The organism is Arthrobacter sp. ES3-54 (assembly GCF_029504395.1).
Lineage (GTDB): Bacteria > Actinomycetota > Actinomycetes > Actinomycetales > Micrococcaceae > Arthrobacter.
This window is the reverse complement of record NZ_JAQFIF010000005.1, coordinates 144429-161504: the sequence shown is the minus strand read 5'-3', so window position 1 is coordinate 161504 and position 17076 is coordinate 144429. Positions and strand designations below refer to the sequence as shown.

Below are 17076 nucleotides of genomic sequence, written 5' to 3'. Positions count from 1 at the left end.
GCGACCACCAGGAGCTCTTCACGTGACCAAGTCCGACAACCAGTCCCCGCTGACCATCCTGATTGCCGCTGACACGTATCCGCCCCACGTCAACGGCGCCGCCCAGTTCGGCTACCGTCTCGCCAAGGGCATGACTGCCCGCGGGCACAACGTGCACGTCCTGGCATGCCGCCCGGGCAAGGGCGCGAGCTACAGCGAGTTCAGCGAGGAGGCCACCGTGCACCGCCTCCGCTCCCATTCCGTGCCCACGCACGAATACTTCCGGATCACCTTCCCCTGGGAGATCAAGAAGGAAATCGGTCTCTTGTTTGACCGCATCCAGCCGGACGTGGTGCACATCCAGAGCCACTACATGATCGGCGAGCACGTCCTCTACGAAGCTGTGAAGCGCGGCATCCGTGTGGTGGCGACGAACCACTTCATGCCGGAGAACCTGAACCCCTTCCTGCCGTTCCCGCAGTGGTTCAAAGACATCGTGGGCCGGATCTCCTGGAAGGACATGGGCAAAGTCATGGGCCAGGCCGACGTCGTCACCACACCGACGCCGCTCGCCGCCAAAGCCATGCACCAGCACGCCTTCCTCCGCAAGGTCCTGCCGCTGTCCAACGGCATCGACGCCGCTGCTTACGAGCTGGGTCCGGATGAGACGGTGGAACGCCACGCCAGCCCCACCGCACTCTTCGTCGGCCGGCTGGCTGAGGAGAAGCACGTGGACGTGCTGATCGACGCCGTCGCCAAGACGCCCAAGGACCTCGACATCCACCTGGAAATCGTCGGCGGCGGAGAAGTCCGTCCGGCCCTCGAGGCCCAGGTCGCCCGGCTCGGACTGACGAACAGGGTCAGGTTCCTCGGCATGGCCAGCGACGCCGACCTTCGCAGGGCCTACATCACGGCCGACGTGTTCTGCATGCCCGGCACGGCGGAGCTTCAGTCCCTCGTGACCCTGGAGGCGATGTCGGCGTCGACGCCGGTTCTGCTGGCCAACGCGATGGCGCTGCCGCACCTGGTGCGTGACGGGGAGAACGGCTACCTCTTTACGCCCAACGACAGCGATGACCTCGCCGCCAAGCTGGCCAGTGTCTTCTCGCTGCCCGCACACGAGCTCGCGGCAATGGGCAAAACCAGCCGGGAAATGGTGGAGAACCACGGCATCGCGCGCACGCTGCAGACGTTTGAGGACATCTACCGGGGCGCCAGCTACGACGACTTCGTCGTCTAGGCAGGCTGCGGCTGGGCCCGCTGGGCCGGTTGCGGCCGGCCGGCTGGAGGTGGACCATGCCGACCGGTGGCCGCATGCACGTGCGATGCGTCTACTATTGCTAGAGTATTTTTGCCCGGGATCAATCCGGCCCCCGCGGGCCAGGTCCGGCTCCGGGCGCAGGGGGCTATAGCTCAGCTGGTTAGAGCGCGGGACTCATAATCCTAAGGTCCTCGGTTCAAGTCCGAGTAGCCCTACATTTCTGCGGGATCCTCCTATCCGGGGGCCGCACCACGGGAGCCGTGGCTGACGTTCGACGTCGGCCGCGGCTCCTTTTTTGTCGGCCCGGTGCTTGCAGGCGCCAGCAGACTGCGATAAGTTACTCGTGAGTAACATATAGTCGGCGCGAAGTCTGCGTCCTTTTGGTCGCCGCTGATCACGAGTGAAGGAACATCATGCCCAAAGCTGCAATTGACATTAACAACCTGCCCTACGCCGACGGCGACTTCTTCGCGTTCGAGCAGCTGCTCAGCGCCAAGGAGCAGGACAGGCTGGCCGAGGTCCGCGAGTTCCTCGCCCGCGAGGTCAGGCCGATTGCCGTCGATTGCTGGAATCGCGCGGAGTTCCCCATGGAGCTGATCCCGAAGCTTGCCGAAATCGACCTGGTCAGCCCGGTCAGGAGGCAGGGGTACTCGAACCTCTTCGCGGGAATCCTGCACGCCGAGGCCACCCGCGCGGACACCTCGATCGCGACGTTCATGGGCGTCCATGACGGGCTGTTCACCGGCTCCATCGAAGCCCTTGCCTCCAAGGAGCAGCAGGACGCGTGGCTTCCCGAGATCTACTCGCTCACGAAGATCGGCGCCTTCGGCCTCACCGAGCCCCTTGGCGGCTCCGACGTCGCCGGCGGCACGCGCACCACCGCGCGGCGCAACGGCGGCAACTGGATCCTCAACGGAGCCAAGCGCTGGATCGGAAACGCCACCTTCTCCGACTGGGTGGTCGTTTACGCCCGCGACGTCGACGACAACCAGGTCAAGGGCTTCCTCGTTGACACCAAGACCGAAGGGTACAGCGCCGTGAAGATCGAGAACAAGATCTCGCTGCGCACGGTCCAGAACGCCGACATCACGCTCGACAATGTAGTGGTGCCGGAGTTCTTCAAGCTCGCCAACGCCAACAGCTTCCGCGACACCAACAAGGTCCTGAAAGTCACCCGCCTCGCCGTGGCCTGGCAAGCGGTGGGCCAGCAGCTCGCGGCCTTCGACGTCGCCCGGCGCTACGCCGTGGAACGCAGCCAATTCGGCCGTCCGATTGCCTCCTTCCAGCTGATCCAGCATCAGCTCGTGCAGATCCTCGGGAACGCGGTCAGCTCCATGGGCATGATGGTGAGGCTTTCCCAGCTGGAGGACGCGGGCGAGGCGAAGGACGAGCAGTCCGCCCTGGCCAAGGCGTTCACCACCGCGCGCATGCGCGAAAGTGTGGCCCTGGGCCGGAGCATCCTCGGCGGCAACGGAATCGTGACGGACTTCGAGATGGCCAAAGTCTTCGCGGACGCCGAAGCCATCTATTCCTACGAGGGCACGCACGAGATCAACACGCTGGTCACCGGCCGGGCGATCACGGGAATTTCCGCGATCGTCTAGATTTCTGCGATCGTCTAAGGCGCGCCGAACAGCCGCCGCGACTGCCTAGGGTGGCTACGCGAGGGAGCAGTTCACGGGGGAGCCGTTCATGAGGGGCCGACGTCGATGGGCTGGAGCAGGACGGAAGGTCGTAGGTCCATCACGAACGCCAGCGGATTGACGTAGTCTTCGCCGCGGCGGACGCCCCAATGGAGGCAAGGCGGTGCCGGGCCGCAGTGGCCGGCCTGTACCTGCCCCAGGACACCGCCCTCTGCCACGGCGGACCCGGTCCTCAGCGAACTCGCCACCGGCTCGAAACTGCTGCGCAGCCCGTTGCCGTGATCGATCGTGATGACCGGGCGGTCCACTACCGTCCCGACAAAGCTCACGGTTCCGGCGGCCGGCGAGATGAGCGGGGCACCATCATGTGCCGCCTCAAGGTCGACACCGCGGTGACCGCTGAGCCACGGCCTGGCCGGGGGATCGAAGGCGCGCAGAACCGCCGGCCGCGGGCTGAGCGGCCAGCGCCATGCAGGTGCCGGGACTGGCTCTGCCCACGGGGAGCCCCGGACGGTGGACCTTGAAACCTGGGCCGCGGATACCGAGACCTGGGAGGAAACCGAAACCTCAGAGGCCGCGGCGACGGAATCTGCGGGGATGACGGACAGCACCAGAAGCAGTGCTGCAAGGCCGGGGGAGATGTTCATGGACCCAGCCTGCCGCGGCGGCGCGCTGGGCGGAATTTCCCACGAGGGCTATGTGGAAAAGGCTCAAGTACGGTCAGAAGGCGCCGGCATCCCAGCCTCATGCCCATTCGTCTTCGGTTCCGGGCGCCGCGGAATGTGCTCGACGACGCCACGAGGGATGCAGCCCTGCCGGGAGGCCGCTAGGACGGCTACGCCGCCACGACGGATACAGGCCCCAGTCGCATACCGCCCGGCCGCGCACTTCCGGGCGCCGCAAAAACATGCTCACCGACGCCCGTCAAAGCCCCGGAACCCCGCCCCGCGACCCCGCGAAAACCGTCCTTCGGTACGGGGGCGCTGTAGTACACTTGGTGGAGCAGTTTGCTGTGCCCTCACGCTTGTACGTCACGATAATTCGTGGTTGTCCGAGCCGGCACGCCTCATTCAGGGGTGCGGGGGAGCAGTGGCTGACTACGCGTATCCAGCCCTCCTCAAAAGAAGCCTGAAACTTCAGAACCGGAGGACTGTGCCTCCTGCGGTCCGTTCCCTTGGGTACGGATGGGAAGCGCAGTGGATGCCAGGAGCAACGCCCGCCCCGGGCGAATGCTAAACAACCGTCAACTATTGGCAGGGTAAGAGAGCCATGGGCTCTCTCATGAATGACCTGCCGGAAGGAGCGTCGGCATGCCCGTCGTAACTATGCGCCAGCTGCTTGACAGCGGCGTCCACTTTGGACACCAGACCCGCCGTTGGAACCCGAAGATGAAGCGCTTCATCTTCACGGAGCGCAACGGTATCTACATCATTGACCTGCAGCAGTCGCTGTCCTACATCGACCGTGCCTACGAGTTCGTGAAGGCCACCGTTGCACACGGCGGGACCGTTCTCTTCGTCGGCACCAAGAAGCAGGCGCAGGAATCCATCGCCGAGCAGGCCACCCGCGTTGGCCAGCCGTACGTCAACCAGCGTTGGCTCGGCGGTATGCTGACCAACTTCCAGACGGTCTCCAAGCGGATCCAGCGCATGAAGGAACTCGAAGAGATTGACTTCGACGACGTCGCCGGTTCGGCTTACACCAAGAAGGAACTGCTGCTCCTTCGCCGCGAACTCACCAAGCTGGAAACCAACCTCGGTGGTATCCGCAACCTGACCAAGGCGCCGTCCGCGCTGTGGATCGTTGACACCAAGAAGGAACACCTTGCTGTCGACGAAGCCAAGAAGCTGAACATCCCGGTTGTGGCCATCCTGGACACCAACTGCGATCCCGACGAAGTCGACTTCCCGATCCCGGGTAACGACGACGCGATCCGCTCCGTCAACCTGCTGACCCGCGTGGTCGCCGACGCCGTTGCCGAGGGCCTCATCGCCCGCAACCAGCGCGCCACCGGCACCACGGAAGCTCCGGAAGAGCCGCTGGCCGAGTGGGAGCGCGAGCTCCTCGAAGGCAACAAGGCTGAAGCTGCTGCAGCGCCCGCTGCTGAGGCTGCTCCGGCTGCCGAAGAGGCACCGGCCGCTGAAGCTGCTCCGGCCGCTGAAGAGGCACCCGCCGCTGAAGCTGCACCGGCTGCTGAAGAAGCACCGGCCGCCGACGAAGCCAAGTAGTCAGACAAGTAAATCTGGATCTCCCCACATGCGCTCAGCTGCATAGGGGGTACCGACAGGATGGCCGCTCACTCGGTGAGCAGCCGTCCTGTCGGTCCGTACACCACATAAATTTCTAGACAGAGGGGTTCACATGGCGAACTACACTGCCGCTGATATCAAGGCTCTGCGCGAGCGCACCGGCGCCGGCATGATGGATGTCAAGAAGGCTCTTGACGAAGCCAACGGTGACGCCGAGAAGGCCATCGAAATCATCCGCATCAAGGGCCTCAAGGGCGCCACCAAGCGCGAAGGCCGCTCCACCGCTGAAGGCCTGGTTGCTGCCAAGGTCTCCAACGGCGTCGGCGTGATGATCGAAGTCAACTGCGAGACCGACTTCGTCGCCAAGGCTGACAAGTTCATCCAGCTGGCTGACAAGGTCCTCACCGTGGCCGTCGAGTCCGGCGCTGCCGACCTCGAGACCCTGCTGGCCACCGACGTCGACGGCAAGCCGCTGTCCGAGGTTGTCATCGAAGAGGGCGCTGTTCTGGGCGAGAAGGTTGTTGTCCGCCGCATCTCCCGCATCGAGGGCGCAACGGTCGACGCTTACCTGCACAAGACCTCCAAGGATCTCCCGGCCCAGGTCGGCGTGCTCTTTGCTGTTGACGGCGAAGGCGAAGCAGCTGCCACCGCAGCCCACGACGTCGCCGTTCACGTCGCCGCGATGTCCCCGAACTACCTCTCCCGCGAGGACGTTCCGGCCGAGCTCGTCGAGTCCGAGCGCCGCATCGCCGAGGAAACCGCCAAGGCCGAGGGCAAGCCCGAAGCCGCGATGACCAAAATCGTCGAAGGCCGCGTCACCGGCTTCTACAAGGGCGAGGTTCTCCTCGACCAGGCATTCGCCAAGGATGCCAAGAAGTCTGTCGCCCAGGTCCTCGAAGAGGCCGGCGTCAAGGGAACCGCCTTCACGCGCTTCCGCGTCGGTTCCTAGCAGAGACTAGCCGGACACCAGTCAGGCAATAGCCAGACACGCTAAGGGGGTGGTCACCACGGTGGCCACCCCTTTTGCATGCACGCGCGAGGCACGGTTCCGGTCACGGCCGGAATGCCGCCTTGGGCGCCCAGCACGATAACCTAACTCAGAGTTCACCAACGGGAAGGCACCATGGAAACCGTCACCACTTCAGCCCAGCCAAAGAAGAACAGGCGCCGCGTCCTCTTGAAGCTCTCCGGCGAGGTCTTCGGGGGCGGGAAACTTGGCGTTGACCCCGATACCGTCCGCGGCGTGGCCAAACAGATCGCCGCCGCAGTCCCCGACGTCGAGGTCGCAATCGTCGTCGGCGGAGGCAACTTCTTCCGCGGCGCCGAGCTGTCCCAGAGCGGCATGGACCGCTCCCGCGCCGACTACATGGGCATGCTCGGAACCGTCATGAACTGCCTCGCGCTCCAGGACTTCCTGGAACAGGCCGGGGTGGAAACGCGCGTGCAGAGCGCCATCACCATGGGCCAGGTGGCCGAGGCCTACATTCCCCGCCGCGCCATCCGGCACATGGAAAAGGGCCGGGTTGTCATCTTCGGCGCCGGCGCCGGCCTGCCTTACTTCTCCACGGACACCGTGGCCGCCCAGCGCGCCCTGGAGGTCCACGCCGACGTCGTCCTGATGGCCAAAAGCGGAGTCGACGGCGTCTACACCTCTGACCCGAAGAAGGACCCGTCGGCGGAGAAGCTGCACCGCCTCAGCTACGACGACGCCCTCCGCCGCGACATCCGCGTGATGGACCAGACCGCGATGACCATGTGCAAGGACAACAACCTCACAATGGTGGTCTTCGGCATGGAAGGCGAGGGCAATGTCACCCGCGCCATCCTGGGCGAAGACCTGGGCACCGTCGTCACCCCGTAGCAACAGCTAGGATGTTTTCAGGACCTTTCCGCCGGCTGGCGGAAGATACAGGCGCACAAGAAGACGTGCCGCGCCCCGGCCCCCGGGACGCACCAATTTCTGAGGAGAGACCGTGATCGAAGAAACCTTGCTCGAAGCCGGGGACAAGATGGACAAGGCAGTTGAGGTAGCCAAGGACGACTTCGCCTCGATCCGGACCGGCCGCGCGACACCTGGCCTGTACAACAAGGTTGTCGTGGAGTACTACGGCACCCCGACTCCGCTGCAGCAGCTGGCCTCCTTCGCGGTCCCGGATGCCCGCACCATCCTCATCACCCCGTACGACAAGACGGCCCTGCGCGACATCGAACGCGCGCTGAGCGACTCCGAGGTGGGCGCCAACCCCTCCAACGACGGCAACGTCATCCGGATCACCATTCCCGAGCTGACCAGCGAACGGCGCAAGGAATACGTCAAGATCGTCAAGTCCAAGGGTGAGGACGCGAAGGTGTCCATCCGCAACATCCGCCGCAAGGCCAAGGAAACGCTGGACAAGCTCGTCAAGGACGGCGACGCCGGCGAAGACGAAGGCGCACGCGGCGAGAAGGAACTCGACGCCATGACCAAGGCGCACGTGGACGGGATTGACGAGCTGCTCAAGCGCAAGGAAGCTGAGCTGCTCGAGGTCTGATGGATCAGGCAAAGGAGACCTCCGGGCCGCGCGCCCGGAGGCGGGGGAAGCAACGCGAAAACCCGACGCCCAAGGCGGGGCGGAACCTGCCTGCCGCCATCGGCTCGGGTGTGGGCATGCTCGTGTGCGTCCTCGGCGGCCTGCTGTTCCTCCCGCTCGGCTTTGTCCTGGTGACCGCCACGTTTGCGATCTTCGGCGTCTGGGAAATTTACCGTGCACTGGAGGCCGCAGGCACGCGGCTGCCGATCGTCCCCGTGATGGTCGGAACGGTCGCCATGCCGATCGCCGCCTACTTCGGCGGCCTCGAAAGCCTGCTCTTTGCCATGCTCGTCAGCAGCGTGGCGGTGCTGTTGTGGCGGACCCTGGAGGGTGCCGCCGGCTCGGCGCGGAGCATCTTCGCGGGGGTATTCACCCTGTCCTGGGTGCCGTTCCTGATCAGCTTCGCGACGCTGCTGCTGCACACCGCCGACGGCGAGACGCCGGTGGGCCTGTGGCCTGATGGAGTGATCCCGCAGGGAGCCTGGCAAATCGCCACCCTGCTGCTCCTGGTGGTGGCCAACGACACCTTCGGCTACCTCGTGGGCGCATCCCTGGGCAAGCATCCCATGGCCCCCAAGATCAGCCCCAAGAAGACCTGGGAAGGCTTCGCCGGCTCGATCGCCGGTGCCGTCATCGTGGGCGTGCTCGCCATGGTCTTCGTGTTGGGCGAGCCGTGGTGGTTCGGCGTCGTGGTCGCGGTGGGCATGGTGGCAGCCGCCACTGCCGGCGACCTCGCCGAATCGATGGTCAAGCGCGAGCTCGGCATCAAGGATATGAGCAGCATTCTCCCCGGTCACGGAGGCGTCATGGACCGTCTGGACTCGATTGTTTTCGCCTCGCCGGTGGCGTTCATCCTGTTCTCGGCCCTCGCTGGCGCCTAGAAGCACGGCACCAGCACTTCCGGCGCCTAGAATGGTGCCGAGCAAACCAGCCGAACGGCATCAAAGGAACAAAGTAACAGTGGACATTCAACGGCAGATTCCTGCGTCTTTTGACCGCGTGCAGCGGAACCAGTATGGCTACAACGCCAAGCAGGTCGACGATTTCCTGCAGCGCGCCCGGGTGTCATTTGAAGCTCCGTCCGCGTCCGCCCGCGCCATCAAGAGCTCTGATGTCCGGGCCGTGTCCTTCGATCCTGTGAAGGGCGGCTACGCTGCGGCCGGCGTGGACGCCGCGCTGGACCGGCTCGAAGACGCCCTTGCCCGGCGGGAGCGCGATGAGTTGGTTGCCGAACGCGGCGAGGACGCCTGGCTGCGCGAAATCGGCCGGCTCGCGGGCGTCCTGCGCGGGCGCCTGCACCGCCCGGACGGCCAGCGCTTCCGGCGCCCGTCCAAGCCCAAGGCCCGCAGCTACAACATTACCGACGTTGACGATTTGTGCCACGAGCTGATCGGCTACCTCGAGGAGGACCAGCCGCTGAGCGTGGACAACGTCCGGCGTGCCGTGTTCCGCCCCGCTGTGGGCCGGGACGGCTACGAGGAAAGCCAGGTCGACGCGTTCCTGGAACGCGCCGTCGAGCTCATGGCGGCCATCGACTAGTCACGCCCGACGCCGGGTGCCCACCTGCCGGGTGAGCCCGACGCCGGATCGCCGACGCGTCACCGTTCCGTCGCGAGCGGCCGTTCCGGGGTATGCAGCCGGGTCATGAGGCGCGTCAGGGTCCGCGGCACCCGGCCCCGCGTTGCGCGGGACACCAAGATCGTGACGGCGAACGCCGCCGGGACCGTCCAGGCGGCGGGCTGCGCCAGCCACGACGGCGTCTGGGCAGCGCCCAGCACCGAGCCGGCCACCATCGCGCTGCCGCAGAGCACGCCGCCGGTCGCCATGCCGGCGATTGCCCCGGCGTCGGTCAGTCCCCGCCACCAGATGCCCAGCAGCAGGACCGGGCAGATGGTGGACGCCGTAAAGGCAAACACGAGACCCACGCTGCCGGCTAGCGCCAGCGATTCGGTCATCGACGCGATCCCCAGCGGGACTATGGCCGAGACTAGCGCCGCAAGCCGGAAGCCCCGGACACTGCCGCCGAACACGTCTTGGCTGATCACGCCCGCCAGGGAGACCACCAGGCCGGACGTCGTCGACAGGAACGCCGCGAACGCCCCGGCCACCACCAGCGCCGTCAGCAGGTCGCCGGCCATCCCGCCGATCATCCGGCCGGGCAGCAGCAGCACCAGCGCATCGGACTGGCCGCTCTGGGCAAGGTCGGGGGCGAACATGCGGCCGAGTATGCCGTACGCCGTCGGGAACAGGTAGAAGACCGACAGCAGGCCCAGAACAATCAGAGTGGTCCGCCGGGCGGACTGCCCGTCCGGGTTCGTGTAGAAGCGGACCAGCACGTGCGGCAGCCCGAGTGTTCCAAAGAGCAGGGCCACGAGCAGTGAAATGATCTGATACGGCCCCGCGGGAGCCAGCGCCGTCGGATTGGCTGCGGGGGCAGCCACGGCGGATTCGCCGCCGCCCAGCACAAACAGCAGGAACACGATCGGCACCGCCAGCGCGGTCAGCTTGAGCCAGTACTGGAACGCCTGGACGAACGTAATGGAGCGCATCCCGCCGGCCACCACAGTGATGCAGACGACGCCGACCACCGCCACCGGGCCCACCCAGGCCGGCAGGCCCGTGGTGATCCGGATTGCCAGGGCCGCGCCATGGAGCTGCGGGACGATATAGAGCCAGCCGACCAGGACCACCACCAGGCTTGTGACGCGGCGGACGGCCCGCGAATCGAGGCGCGCCTCTGTGAAATCCGGAATCGTGTAGGCACCGGAGCGGCGCAGGGGAGCGGCGACGAACAGGAGCAGCATCAGGTAGCCGGCCGTGTAACCCACTGGGTACCACAGCGCATCAGTGCCGGAGAGCAGGATCAGTCCGGCGACACCCAGGAAACTCGCGGCCGAAAGGTACTCGCCGCCGATCGCCGAGGCATTCCACCACGGCTTGACCGTCCGGGACGCCACGTAGAAGTCCCCGGTGGTGCGCGAGATCCGCAGCCCGTAGAAACCGATAACGGCCGTGGCGAGCGAGACCGCGGCGAACGCCGCCACCCCTACGACGGGGTTCACGTTCCGCCCACCCGGGACGCCAGCTGTCCGGTCATGTCCCTCACTTGTCGCCGGCGAGGTCCCGGTAGCGGGCCTCGTTCCTGGCGGCGGTCCGCACGTACAGCCAGGCGCTGAGACCGATCACCGGATAGATTCCGGCACCCAGCAGCACCCAGTCGAAGGGCAGGCCCGCAATGGTGGAGTCTGCCAGGCCGGGGACCAGCCCGAGCATTAGCGGGAAGGCGAGCAGGATCAGCAGGAAACCCAGACCCACCACGAGGCCCAGGCGGAGCTGGGACCGGATGAGCGAGCGGACGAACAGCTGCCCGGCGTCGGATTCCTCTGCTGCCTCGTGCGGGGCCGCCGCGGAGCGCCCGCCGGTCAGGGCGGCACTGTTCGGTGTGGCACTGTTCGGTGTGGCATTGCCCGATGTGACGCTGCCTGCATTGACGGTCCGCGGCGCCGTGACCCGGACCCGGGTCATGCCTGCGGCCGGATACGGCTTGCTTCGAGCTTTTCCCGGACCGCCGGCAGGAGCCGGCGGCTGATGGGCAGTTCGGCCCCGGCCACGGTGACGCTGGGCCGCGCCGCGGCAAGCTTCATGTGGCTGATGTGGCTCAGCGCGGTCAGGTAGGAGCGGTGGATGCGCAGGAACCCGGCGTCGGCCCATTGCTGCTCGAGGTCGGCCAGCGGAACCCTGATGAGGTAGCTCGCCTCCGCGGTGTGCAGCCGGGCGTAGTCGCCCTGCGCCTGGACGTAGGTGACGTCTTCGCGCCGGATCATCTTGGTGGTCCCGCCCAGGTCCACGGTGATCATTTCGGGCGCCGGGGCACCGTCCTTGAGCAGATCGCTGATGCGGCCGATCGATTTCGCCAGCCGTTCGGCGCGGACGGGCTTGAGGAGGTAGTCCACGGCCGCGAGCTCGAAGGCCTCCAGCGCACAGTCCTCGTCCGCGGTCACGAAGACCACCGCGGGAGGATGGGAGCTGCGGGAAATGACCCGGGCAATGTCTAGCCCTGACAGCGCCGGCATGTGGATGTCAAGGAAAACGGCGTCGACTTCTTCGGCCTCAAGCGCCCGCAGGGCCTCGGCGCCGGAGGATGCGCGGTAGATGGAGCCGATCCGGTCATCTTTGCCGAGCAGGAAGGCCAGTTCCTCGACGGCGGGGAGCTCGTCGTCGGCGACGAGGACGTTAATCATGGCACTAGCCTACTGCCGCAGGCATTTTGGCCGGCCCAGGCTGTCAGGCATGTGCACCCGGCGGGGACCGTCGCGGATTAGTAGCGGACCGTCCCGGATCAGGCGTCGTGCCGGGGCTGGGATTTGGGGACGCGCATCGTGATCAGCGTGCCTTCGCCCGGTGCCGTCTCAATCACGAGGCCGTTGTCGTCACCGTAAACCTGCCGCAGGCGGGCGTCGACATTGCGCAGCCCCACGTGATCGCCGTCGCTGTGCCCGGCAAGGACGGAGCGCAGCTGGTCTGGGTCCATGCCCACGCCGTCGTCCTCGATGGTCACCTCCGCGAACGCGCCGGAGTCGTCCGCGGTGATGGAGATGTGGCCCGGTCCCTCCTTGGCCTCCAGCCCGTGCCGGACCGCGTTTTCCACCAGCGGCTGCAGGCTCAGGAAGGGGATCACCGTGCTCAGGACTTCCGGAGCGATCCGCAGGCTGACCTGCACGCGGTCCCCGAAGCGGGCCCGTTCCAGGAGCAGGTAGCGGTCGATGCAGCGCAGCTCCTCGGCCAGGGTGGTGAAGTCACCGTGGCGCCGGAAGGAGTAGCGGGTGAAGTCGGCGAACTCCACAACGAGCTCGCGCGCCCGTACCGGATCCGTGTTGATGAAGGAGGCGATCGCGTTGAGCGAGTTGTAGATGAAGTGCGGGCTGATCTGGGCGCGGAGGGCCCGGACCTCCGCCTCCATCAAGAGTGTGCGGGAGGCGTCGAGCTCGGCAAGTTCCACTTGGGTGGCCACCCAGTCGGCCACCTCGCCGGTGGCACGGACCAGTCCCGCGCCGGCTGCCGGCGCGAAGGCGGCGACCACGCCGACCACGCGGGCACCGGCCTTGATCGGGGCGATCACGACGGCGCGCTCCACCTCGGGGGTCAGCGTCCGCCCGCCGTCGCCGGCGGCAAGCAGCTGGAGTTCGCCTGCCGGAATCACGGCGAGGTGGCCGCCGTCGAGCACTTTGGCCGCGAGCCCCATCAGGGCGGGCTTGAGTTCCTCGCCGGCGCCGTCCCACGCGAGCACGCCCATCGTGTCGGTGATGGCCAGGGCGTCGCAGCCCAGGAGGCTGCGCAACTGCTTGCTGGCCTTGGCCGCGCCGGCCGGGTTCAGCCCCGTCCGCAGGTACTGGCCGGCACGGGAGGCGGCATGCAGCGTCTTGTAGGTGGCCCGTTCCACGTCGGTGCCGAGGTCCCGGAAGGAGCGGAGGACCTTGAGTCCCACGGCGACGACGGCCGCGATCGCCAAGGCAATCACCGCGATTGCGGCGACGGTGAGCAAGGGAGAGTCGGGCATGGTGCCAGCCTACCGGCGGGGCCAGTTTCGGCGTCTGGGGGTACCGTTTGGCGCAGCCTGGGGGCCGCTGGGCGACGCAGGTGGCGGTGGTTCTGGAACGCACGCGTGTCACGGTACACAGTGATTGCAGTCACATTGGCTTGAGGGGTTGTATGCGGTTTCCCGCGAGACCACGGCGGCCGGTGTGGGCTCACCAGTCTCAATGAGGAGGAACCGATGGGTCACGACGCCCAAGAAACGGACGCAGCGGCGGCCGTGGACTTCAAGGAAGTCCAGTCGACGGAGCAGTTCAAGGAACTGCGCAAACGTCACCGCAGCTTTGTCTTCCCGATGTCCATTGCATTCCTGCTCTGGTACTTCGCGTACGTCCTGCTGGCCGACTATGCGGTGGAATTCATGTCCACGAAGGTCTGGGGCAACATCAACATCGGCCTGCTCTTGGGCCTGCTGCAGTTCGTCTCCACGTTCGCCATCACCGGCTGGTACGTCAGCTACTCCAACCGCAAGCTCGACCCCATTGCCTCCGAAATCCGCCATGGAATCGAAGGGCACGAATTCGACAAACACGGCAACCCGGTAGGCGGAGCAGCAAAATGACACTCATGGTCCCCGCGGTCAATGTCGCCGCCCTCAAAGACACCACCCTGCTGAACATGGGCATCTTCGCCTTGTTCGTGGCGGTCACCATGGTGATCGTGTTCCGCGCCAGCCGCAACAACAAGACCGCGGCCGATTACTACGCCGCCGGACGCTCCTTCACGGGTTCGCAGAACGGTACGGCGATCGCGGGCGATTACCTCTCCGCTGCCTCCTTCCTGGGCATCACCGGGGCGATCGCCATCAACGGCTACGACGGCTTCATGTACTCCATCGGCTTCCTCGTCGCCTGGCTCGTGGCCCTGCTGCTCGTGGCCGAACTGCTCCGCAACACGGGCAAGTTCACCATGGCCGATGTCCTGTCCTTCCGGCTCAAGCAGCGCCCCGTGCGCATCGCGGCCGCCATCTCGACCCTGGCCGTATGCTTCTTCTACCTGCTGGCGCAGATGGCCGGTGCCGGCAGCCTCATCTCCCTGCTGCTGGGCATCAGCGACTGGGGCGGTCAGGCCCTGGTGATCATCGTCGTCGGCGTCCTGATGATCATGTACGTGCTGATCGGCGGCATGAAGGGCACCACCTGGGTCCAGATCATCAAGGCCATGCTGCTGATTGCCGGCGCCGCGGTCATGACCTTCTGGGTCCTGGCGATCTACGGTTTCAACCTCTCTGATCTGCTCGGCGGTGCCGCGGAAACCGCGAAGAACCCGGCGGTCCTGAATCCGGGGCTGCAGTACGGCAAGTCCGATACCTCCAAGCTCGACTTCATGTCCCTGGGCCTGGCGCTGGTGCTCGGCACCGCGGCCCTGCCGCACGTACTGATGCGCTTCTACACCGTGCCCACGGCCAAGGATGCCCGCAAGTCTGTGGTGTGGTCCATCTGGCTGATCGGCATCTTCTATCTCTTCACGCTGGTGCTCGGCTACGGCGCCGCGGCACTCGTCGGCGCGGACACCATCAAGTCCGCTCCCGGCGGCGTCAACTCGGCCGCACCGCTGCTAGCGTTCCACCTCGGCGGGCCGTTGCTGCTCGGCTTCATCTCCGCAGTGGCCTTCGCCACGATCCTTGCCGTGGTGGCCGGCCTCACCATCACCGCCGCGGCGTCCTTCGCGCACGACATCTACGCCAACGTGTTGGCCAAGGGGAAAGCCGACGCCGACACTGAGGTCAAGGTTGCCCGCCGCACCGTGGTGGTGATAGGCCTGCTGGCCATCGCCGGCGGCATCTTCGCCAACGGACAAAACGTCGCGTTCCTCGTGGCGCTCGCCTTCGCCGTGGCGGCTTCCGCCAACCTTCCCACCATCCTCTACTCGCTGTTCTGGCGCCGGTTCACCACCCAGGGAGCCCTCTGGAGCATGTACGGCGGATTGTCCGCGGCCATCATCCTGATTGCGCTGTCCCCGGTGGTGTCGGGGGCCAAGACGTCGATGATCCCCGGCGCCAACTTCGCTGTTTTCCCGCTGAGCAACCCGGGCATCGTCTCCATTCCGCTCGCGTTCTTCCTTGGTTGGCTCGGCACCGTGCTGGACAAGCGCAAGGAAGACGTCACGAAGCAGGCCGAAATGGAGGTCCGTTCCCTGACCGGGGTGGGTGCCGAGAAGGCCACGAACCACTAGGGCCGGCACACCAAACGTCGGGAGCTCCTGTCCAGCAGCACGGGAGCTCCTGCCGTTAATTGGGCGCTGGCCAAGAGGGAGTTTCCAAGGTCAGCGCTGTGGCCGCAGCCGGATATTCACCATCTTGAGCTCGTCGCGGCCCTCAAATCGGTAGGCCAGCTCCACATGCTTGGTAGCGCAGTCGATGGAACCCGCGACGTCGGCCGAGTTGGCGCCGTTGTCTGTGCTGACGTTGAGGCTGGAATAGTTTGGTTTACAGCTGGCGTCAAGCTCCAGGCTCTGCACCCCGGCGGCGAACTCCTCCCGGGAGATCTTCTCCATGAGGGCCGGATCCAGGTATTTCTCGTAGGCGCCGTTGACGTCGCCGGCGATGATCTGCTTGGTGAAGTCGTCCGCGAGACCCCGCGCCTGGTTGGTGGCTCCGCCCACCACGCTAAGGAGGATGACGACGCCGGCCGCTACCAGCAGCAGCACACCGCCGACGATCCCGAGGACGATCCACAGGGCCTTGCGGCTCTTTTTGGGAGGCGGCTGGCCCGGGCTACCGTAGTACGGCGGCGGCGGGCTGCCGTAGTACGGCGGTGCGCCGTTCCCGGGCGGCGGGTAATTGGGCGGCGCGCCGTTGCCGGGCGGCGGGTAGTTGGGCGGCGCGCCGTTGCCGGGCGGCGGGTAGTTGGGCGGCGCGCCGTTGCCGGGCGGCCCGGGCGGGGCCGCATAGTACGGAACGGGTGGCTGACCGGAGGCCGGATGGCCGGCTGCAGGCTCATGCCCGGGCTGCGGCGCTACCGGGCGGTGCGGTTCCTCGGGACTGCTCACGGTTCAAGCCTCTCCGGCAGTCCAGACAGCCACTGCCTGTTGTGCAGGGCCGCGTGCGCGGACCCAAGGACTCAGGGGGACCCAACGGACACAGCCTAGCGCCGCGGCCTCCCTGCGCACAGATCTCCCTGCGCACAGATGAGGGGCAGATCAGTTGTCGGCGGATCCGCGTTCCAGCAGGGGCTGAATCCGGAACGGGATCAGCTCACCCATCGCCAGGGCCGTATCGGTCCGGTCCACGCCGTCGCAGGCCAGGATCTTGCCATTGATCCGGAACAGGTCCTCGGCGTCGAGCGCCACCACCCGCAGGAGCAGATCAGCCGAGCCCGTCAGGCCGTAGCCCTCCAGGATTTCCGGAATCCCCGCGAGCTCGACAGCCAGGGTGCCGAGTTTCTGTTGCTGGACGTGGACGGAGATGAAAGCCATCAGCGGGTACCCCAAAGACACCGGATTGATGCGCCGCTCGAAGGAGAGGAATACATGCTTTTTCTCCAGCTGGGCCATCCTGGCCTGGACCGTATTGCGCGAGAGTCCCAGCTTCTGGGCGAGGGCCACCACGGTCCGCCGGGGGTCCCGTGACATGGCCGAAAGCAGGCGGGTGTCAGTGCCATCCAAGGGTTGCATAATGCGCAAGATTAGCACGGTTCTGGGTCGTCAGACAGTGCATAATGCTCAACATTTTTACGGGCGGTTGTACCCGATGAGCATTGTGAGTAGGGTCACAATTATCCGGGGCAACGGCGCCCGGGCGGCTGGCGCGCCGCGGGATCACAAGTCCTGCGAGTTCCGGT

17 protein-coding genes and 1 tRNA gene are annotated in these 17076 nt (G+C 66.2%); 11 read left to right on the top strand and 7 right to left on the bottom strand.

The features are described from left to right. Window positions 1-22 precede the first annotated feature (22 nt). From M2428_RS11465 to M2428_RS11455, 3 genes are all read left to right on the top strand, one after another. Window positions 23-1219 (top strand): glycosyltransferase, encoded by a 1197-nt coding sequence (locus tag M2428_RS11465; RefSeq protein WP_277526088.1) that lies wholly within the window; start codon window positions 23-25, stop codon window positions 1217-1219. 162 nt (window positions 1220-1381) lie between these two features. Beyond that, window positions 1382-1455: transfer RNA gene (locus M2428_RS11460), tRNA-Ile, on the top strand. 198 nt (window positions 1456-1653) lie between these two features. Beyond that, window positions 1654-2844 carry an acyl-CoA dehydrogenase family protein gene (locus tag M2428_RS11455; protein WP_277526087.1) on the top strand — a complete coding sequence of 397 codons (1191 nt, stop codon included), beginning with the start codon at window positions 1654-1656 and terminating at the stop codon, window positions 2842-2844. An 86-nt stretch (window positions 2845-2930) separates the two neighbouring features. On the opposite strand, the gene M2428_RS11450 is transcribed toward M2428_RS11455, so the two are convergent. Next, window positions 2931-3530, bottom strand: a complete 600-nt coding sequence (locus M2428_RS11450) for a M23 family metallopeptidase (protein WP_277526086.1) — start codon at window positions 3528-3530, stop codon at window positions 2931-2933. A gap of 663 nt (window positions 3531-4193) precedes the next feature. On the opposite strand from M2428_RS11450, the gene rpsB reads away from it, so the two are divergent. The 6 genes from rpsB (at window position 4194) to M2428_RS11420 (ending at window position 9241) form a co-directional block, all read left to right on the top strand. Then, window positions 4194-5111, top strand: a complete 918-nt coding sequence (gene rpsB / locus M2428_RS11445) for a 30S ribosomal protein S2 (protein ID WP_277526085.1) — start codon at window positions 4194-4196, stop codon at window positions 5109-5111. Between the two features lie 133 nt (window positions 5112-5244). Continuing rightward, window positions 5245-6081: a translation elongation factor Ts gene (tsf, locus tag M2428_RS11440; protein ID WP_277526084.1), complete on the top strand. Its 837-nt coding sequence runs from the start codon at window positions 5245-5247 to the stop codon at window positions 6079-6081. Between the two features lie 174 nt (window positions 6082-6255). Further along, entirely contained in the window at window positions 6256-6993 is a 738-nt protein-coding gene (gene pyrH, locus M2428_RS11435) for a UMP kinase (RefSeq protein WP_277526083.1), read from the top strand. A 112-nt stretch (window positions 6994-7105) separates the two neighbouring features. Then, window positions 7106-7663 carry a ribosome recycling factor gene (gene frr / locus M2428_RS11430; RefSeq protein ID WP_277526082.1) on the top strand — a complete coding sequence of 186 codons (558 nt, stop codon included), beginning with the start codon at window positions 7106-7108 and terminating at the stop codon, window positions 7661-7663. After that, window positions 7663-8583 (top strand): phosphatidate cytidylyltransferase, encoded by a 921-nt coding sequence (locus M2428_RS11425; protein WP_277526081.1) that lies wholly within the window; start codon window positions 7663-7665, stop codon window positions 8581-8583. The genes frr and M2428_RS11425 overlap by 1 nt, the downstream gene beginning before the upstream one ends. Before the next feature lie 31 nt (window positions 8584-8614). Then, entirely contained in the window at window positions 8615-9241 is a 627-nt protein-coding gene (locus M2428_RS11420; RefSeq protein WP_277526080.1) for a DivIVA domain-containing protein, read from the top strand. Between the two features lie 59 nt (window positions 9242-9300). Here M2428_RS11420 and M2428_RS11415 read toward each other — a convergent pair whose 3' ends face one another. The 4 genes from M2428_RS11415 to M2428_RS11400 all read right to left on the bottom strand — a co-directional run bounded on the left by M2428_RS11415 (window position 9301) and on the right by M2428_RS11400 (window position 13259). Further along, window positions 9301-10764: a cation acetate symporter gene (locus M2428_RS11415; RefSeq protein ID WP_277526079.1), complete on the bottom strand. Its 1464-nt coding sequence runs from the start codon at window positions 10762-10764 to the stop codon at window positions 9301-9303. Window positions 10765-10804: 40 nt separating this feature from the next. Continuing rightward, window positions 10805-11227 carry a hypothetical protein gene (locus M2428_RS11410; protein ID WP_277526078.1) on the bottom strand — a complete coding sequence of 141 codons (423 nt, stop codon included), beginning with the start codon at window positions 11225-11227 and terminating at the stop codon, window positions 10805-10807. After that, window positions 11224-11943 carry a LytTR family DNA-binding domain-containing protein gene (locus M2428_RS11405; RefSeq protein ID WP_277526077.1) on the bottom strand — a complete coding sequence of 240 codons (720 nt, stop codon included), beginning with the start codon at window positions 11941-11943 and terminating at the stop codon, window positions 11224-11226. Before M2428_RS11405 ends, M2428_RS11410 begins: the two co-directional genes overlap by 4 nt. Window positions 11944-12041: 98 nt before the next feature. After that, window positions 12042-13259: a histidine kinase gene (locus M2428_RS11400; protein WP_277526076.1), complete on the bottom strand. Its 1218-nt coding sequence runs from the start codon at window positions 13257-13259 to the stop codon at window positions 12042-12044. Between the two features lie 216 nt (window positions 13260-13475). Here M2428_RS11400 and M2428_RS11395 point away from each other — a divergent pair, with 216 nt between their 5' ends. Together M2428_RS11395 and M2428_RS11390 are read left to right on the top strand one after the other, a co-directional pair. Then, the gene (locus M2428_RS11395) at window positions 13476-13856 is read left to right on the top strand and encodes a DUF485 domain-containing protein (RefSeq protein ID WP_277526075.1); all 381 of its coding nucleotides are present in this window, start codon (window positions 13476-13478) and stop codon (window positions 13854-13856) included. Beyond that, window positions 13853-15469, top strand: a complete 1617-nt coding sequence (locus M2428_RS11390) for a cation acetate symporter (RefSeq protein ID WP_277526074.1) — start codon at window positions 13853-13855, stop codon at window positions 15467-15469. Before M2428_RS11395 ends, M2428_RS11390 begins: the two co-directional genes overlap by 4 nt. Window positions 15470-15559: 90 nt before the next feature. Here the strand turns inward: M2428_RS11390 and M2428_RS11385 are convergent, their stop codons facing one another. Both M2428_RS11385 and M2428_RS11380 read right to left on the bottom strand, forming a co-directional pair. Next, a complete protein-coding gene (locus M2428_RS11385; RefSeq protein ID WP_277526073.1) occupies window positions 15560-16285 on the bottom strand; it encodes a hypothetical protein in 726 nt (241 codons plus the stop codon). A gap of 150 nt (window positions 16286-16435) precedes the next feature. Next, window positions 16436-16909, bottom strand: a complete 474-nt coding sequence (locus M2428_RS11380) for an Lrp/AsnC family transcriptional regulator (RefSeq protein ID WP_277526072.1) — start codon at window positions 16907-16909, stop codon at window positions 16436-16438. Window positions 16910-17076 lie beyond the last annotated feature (167 nt).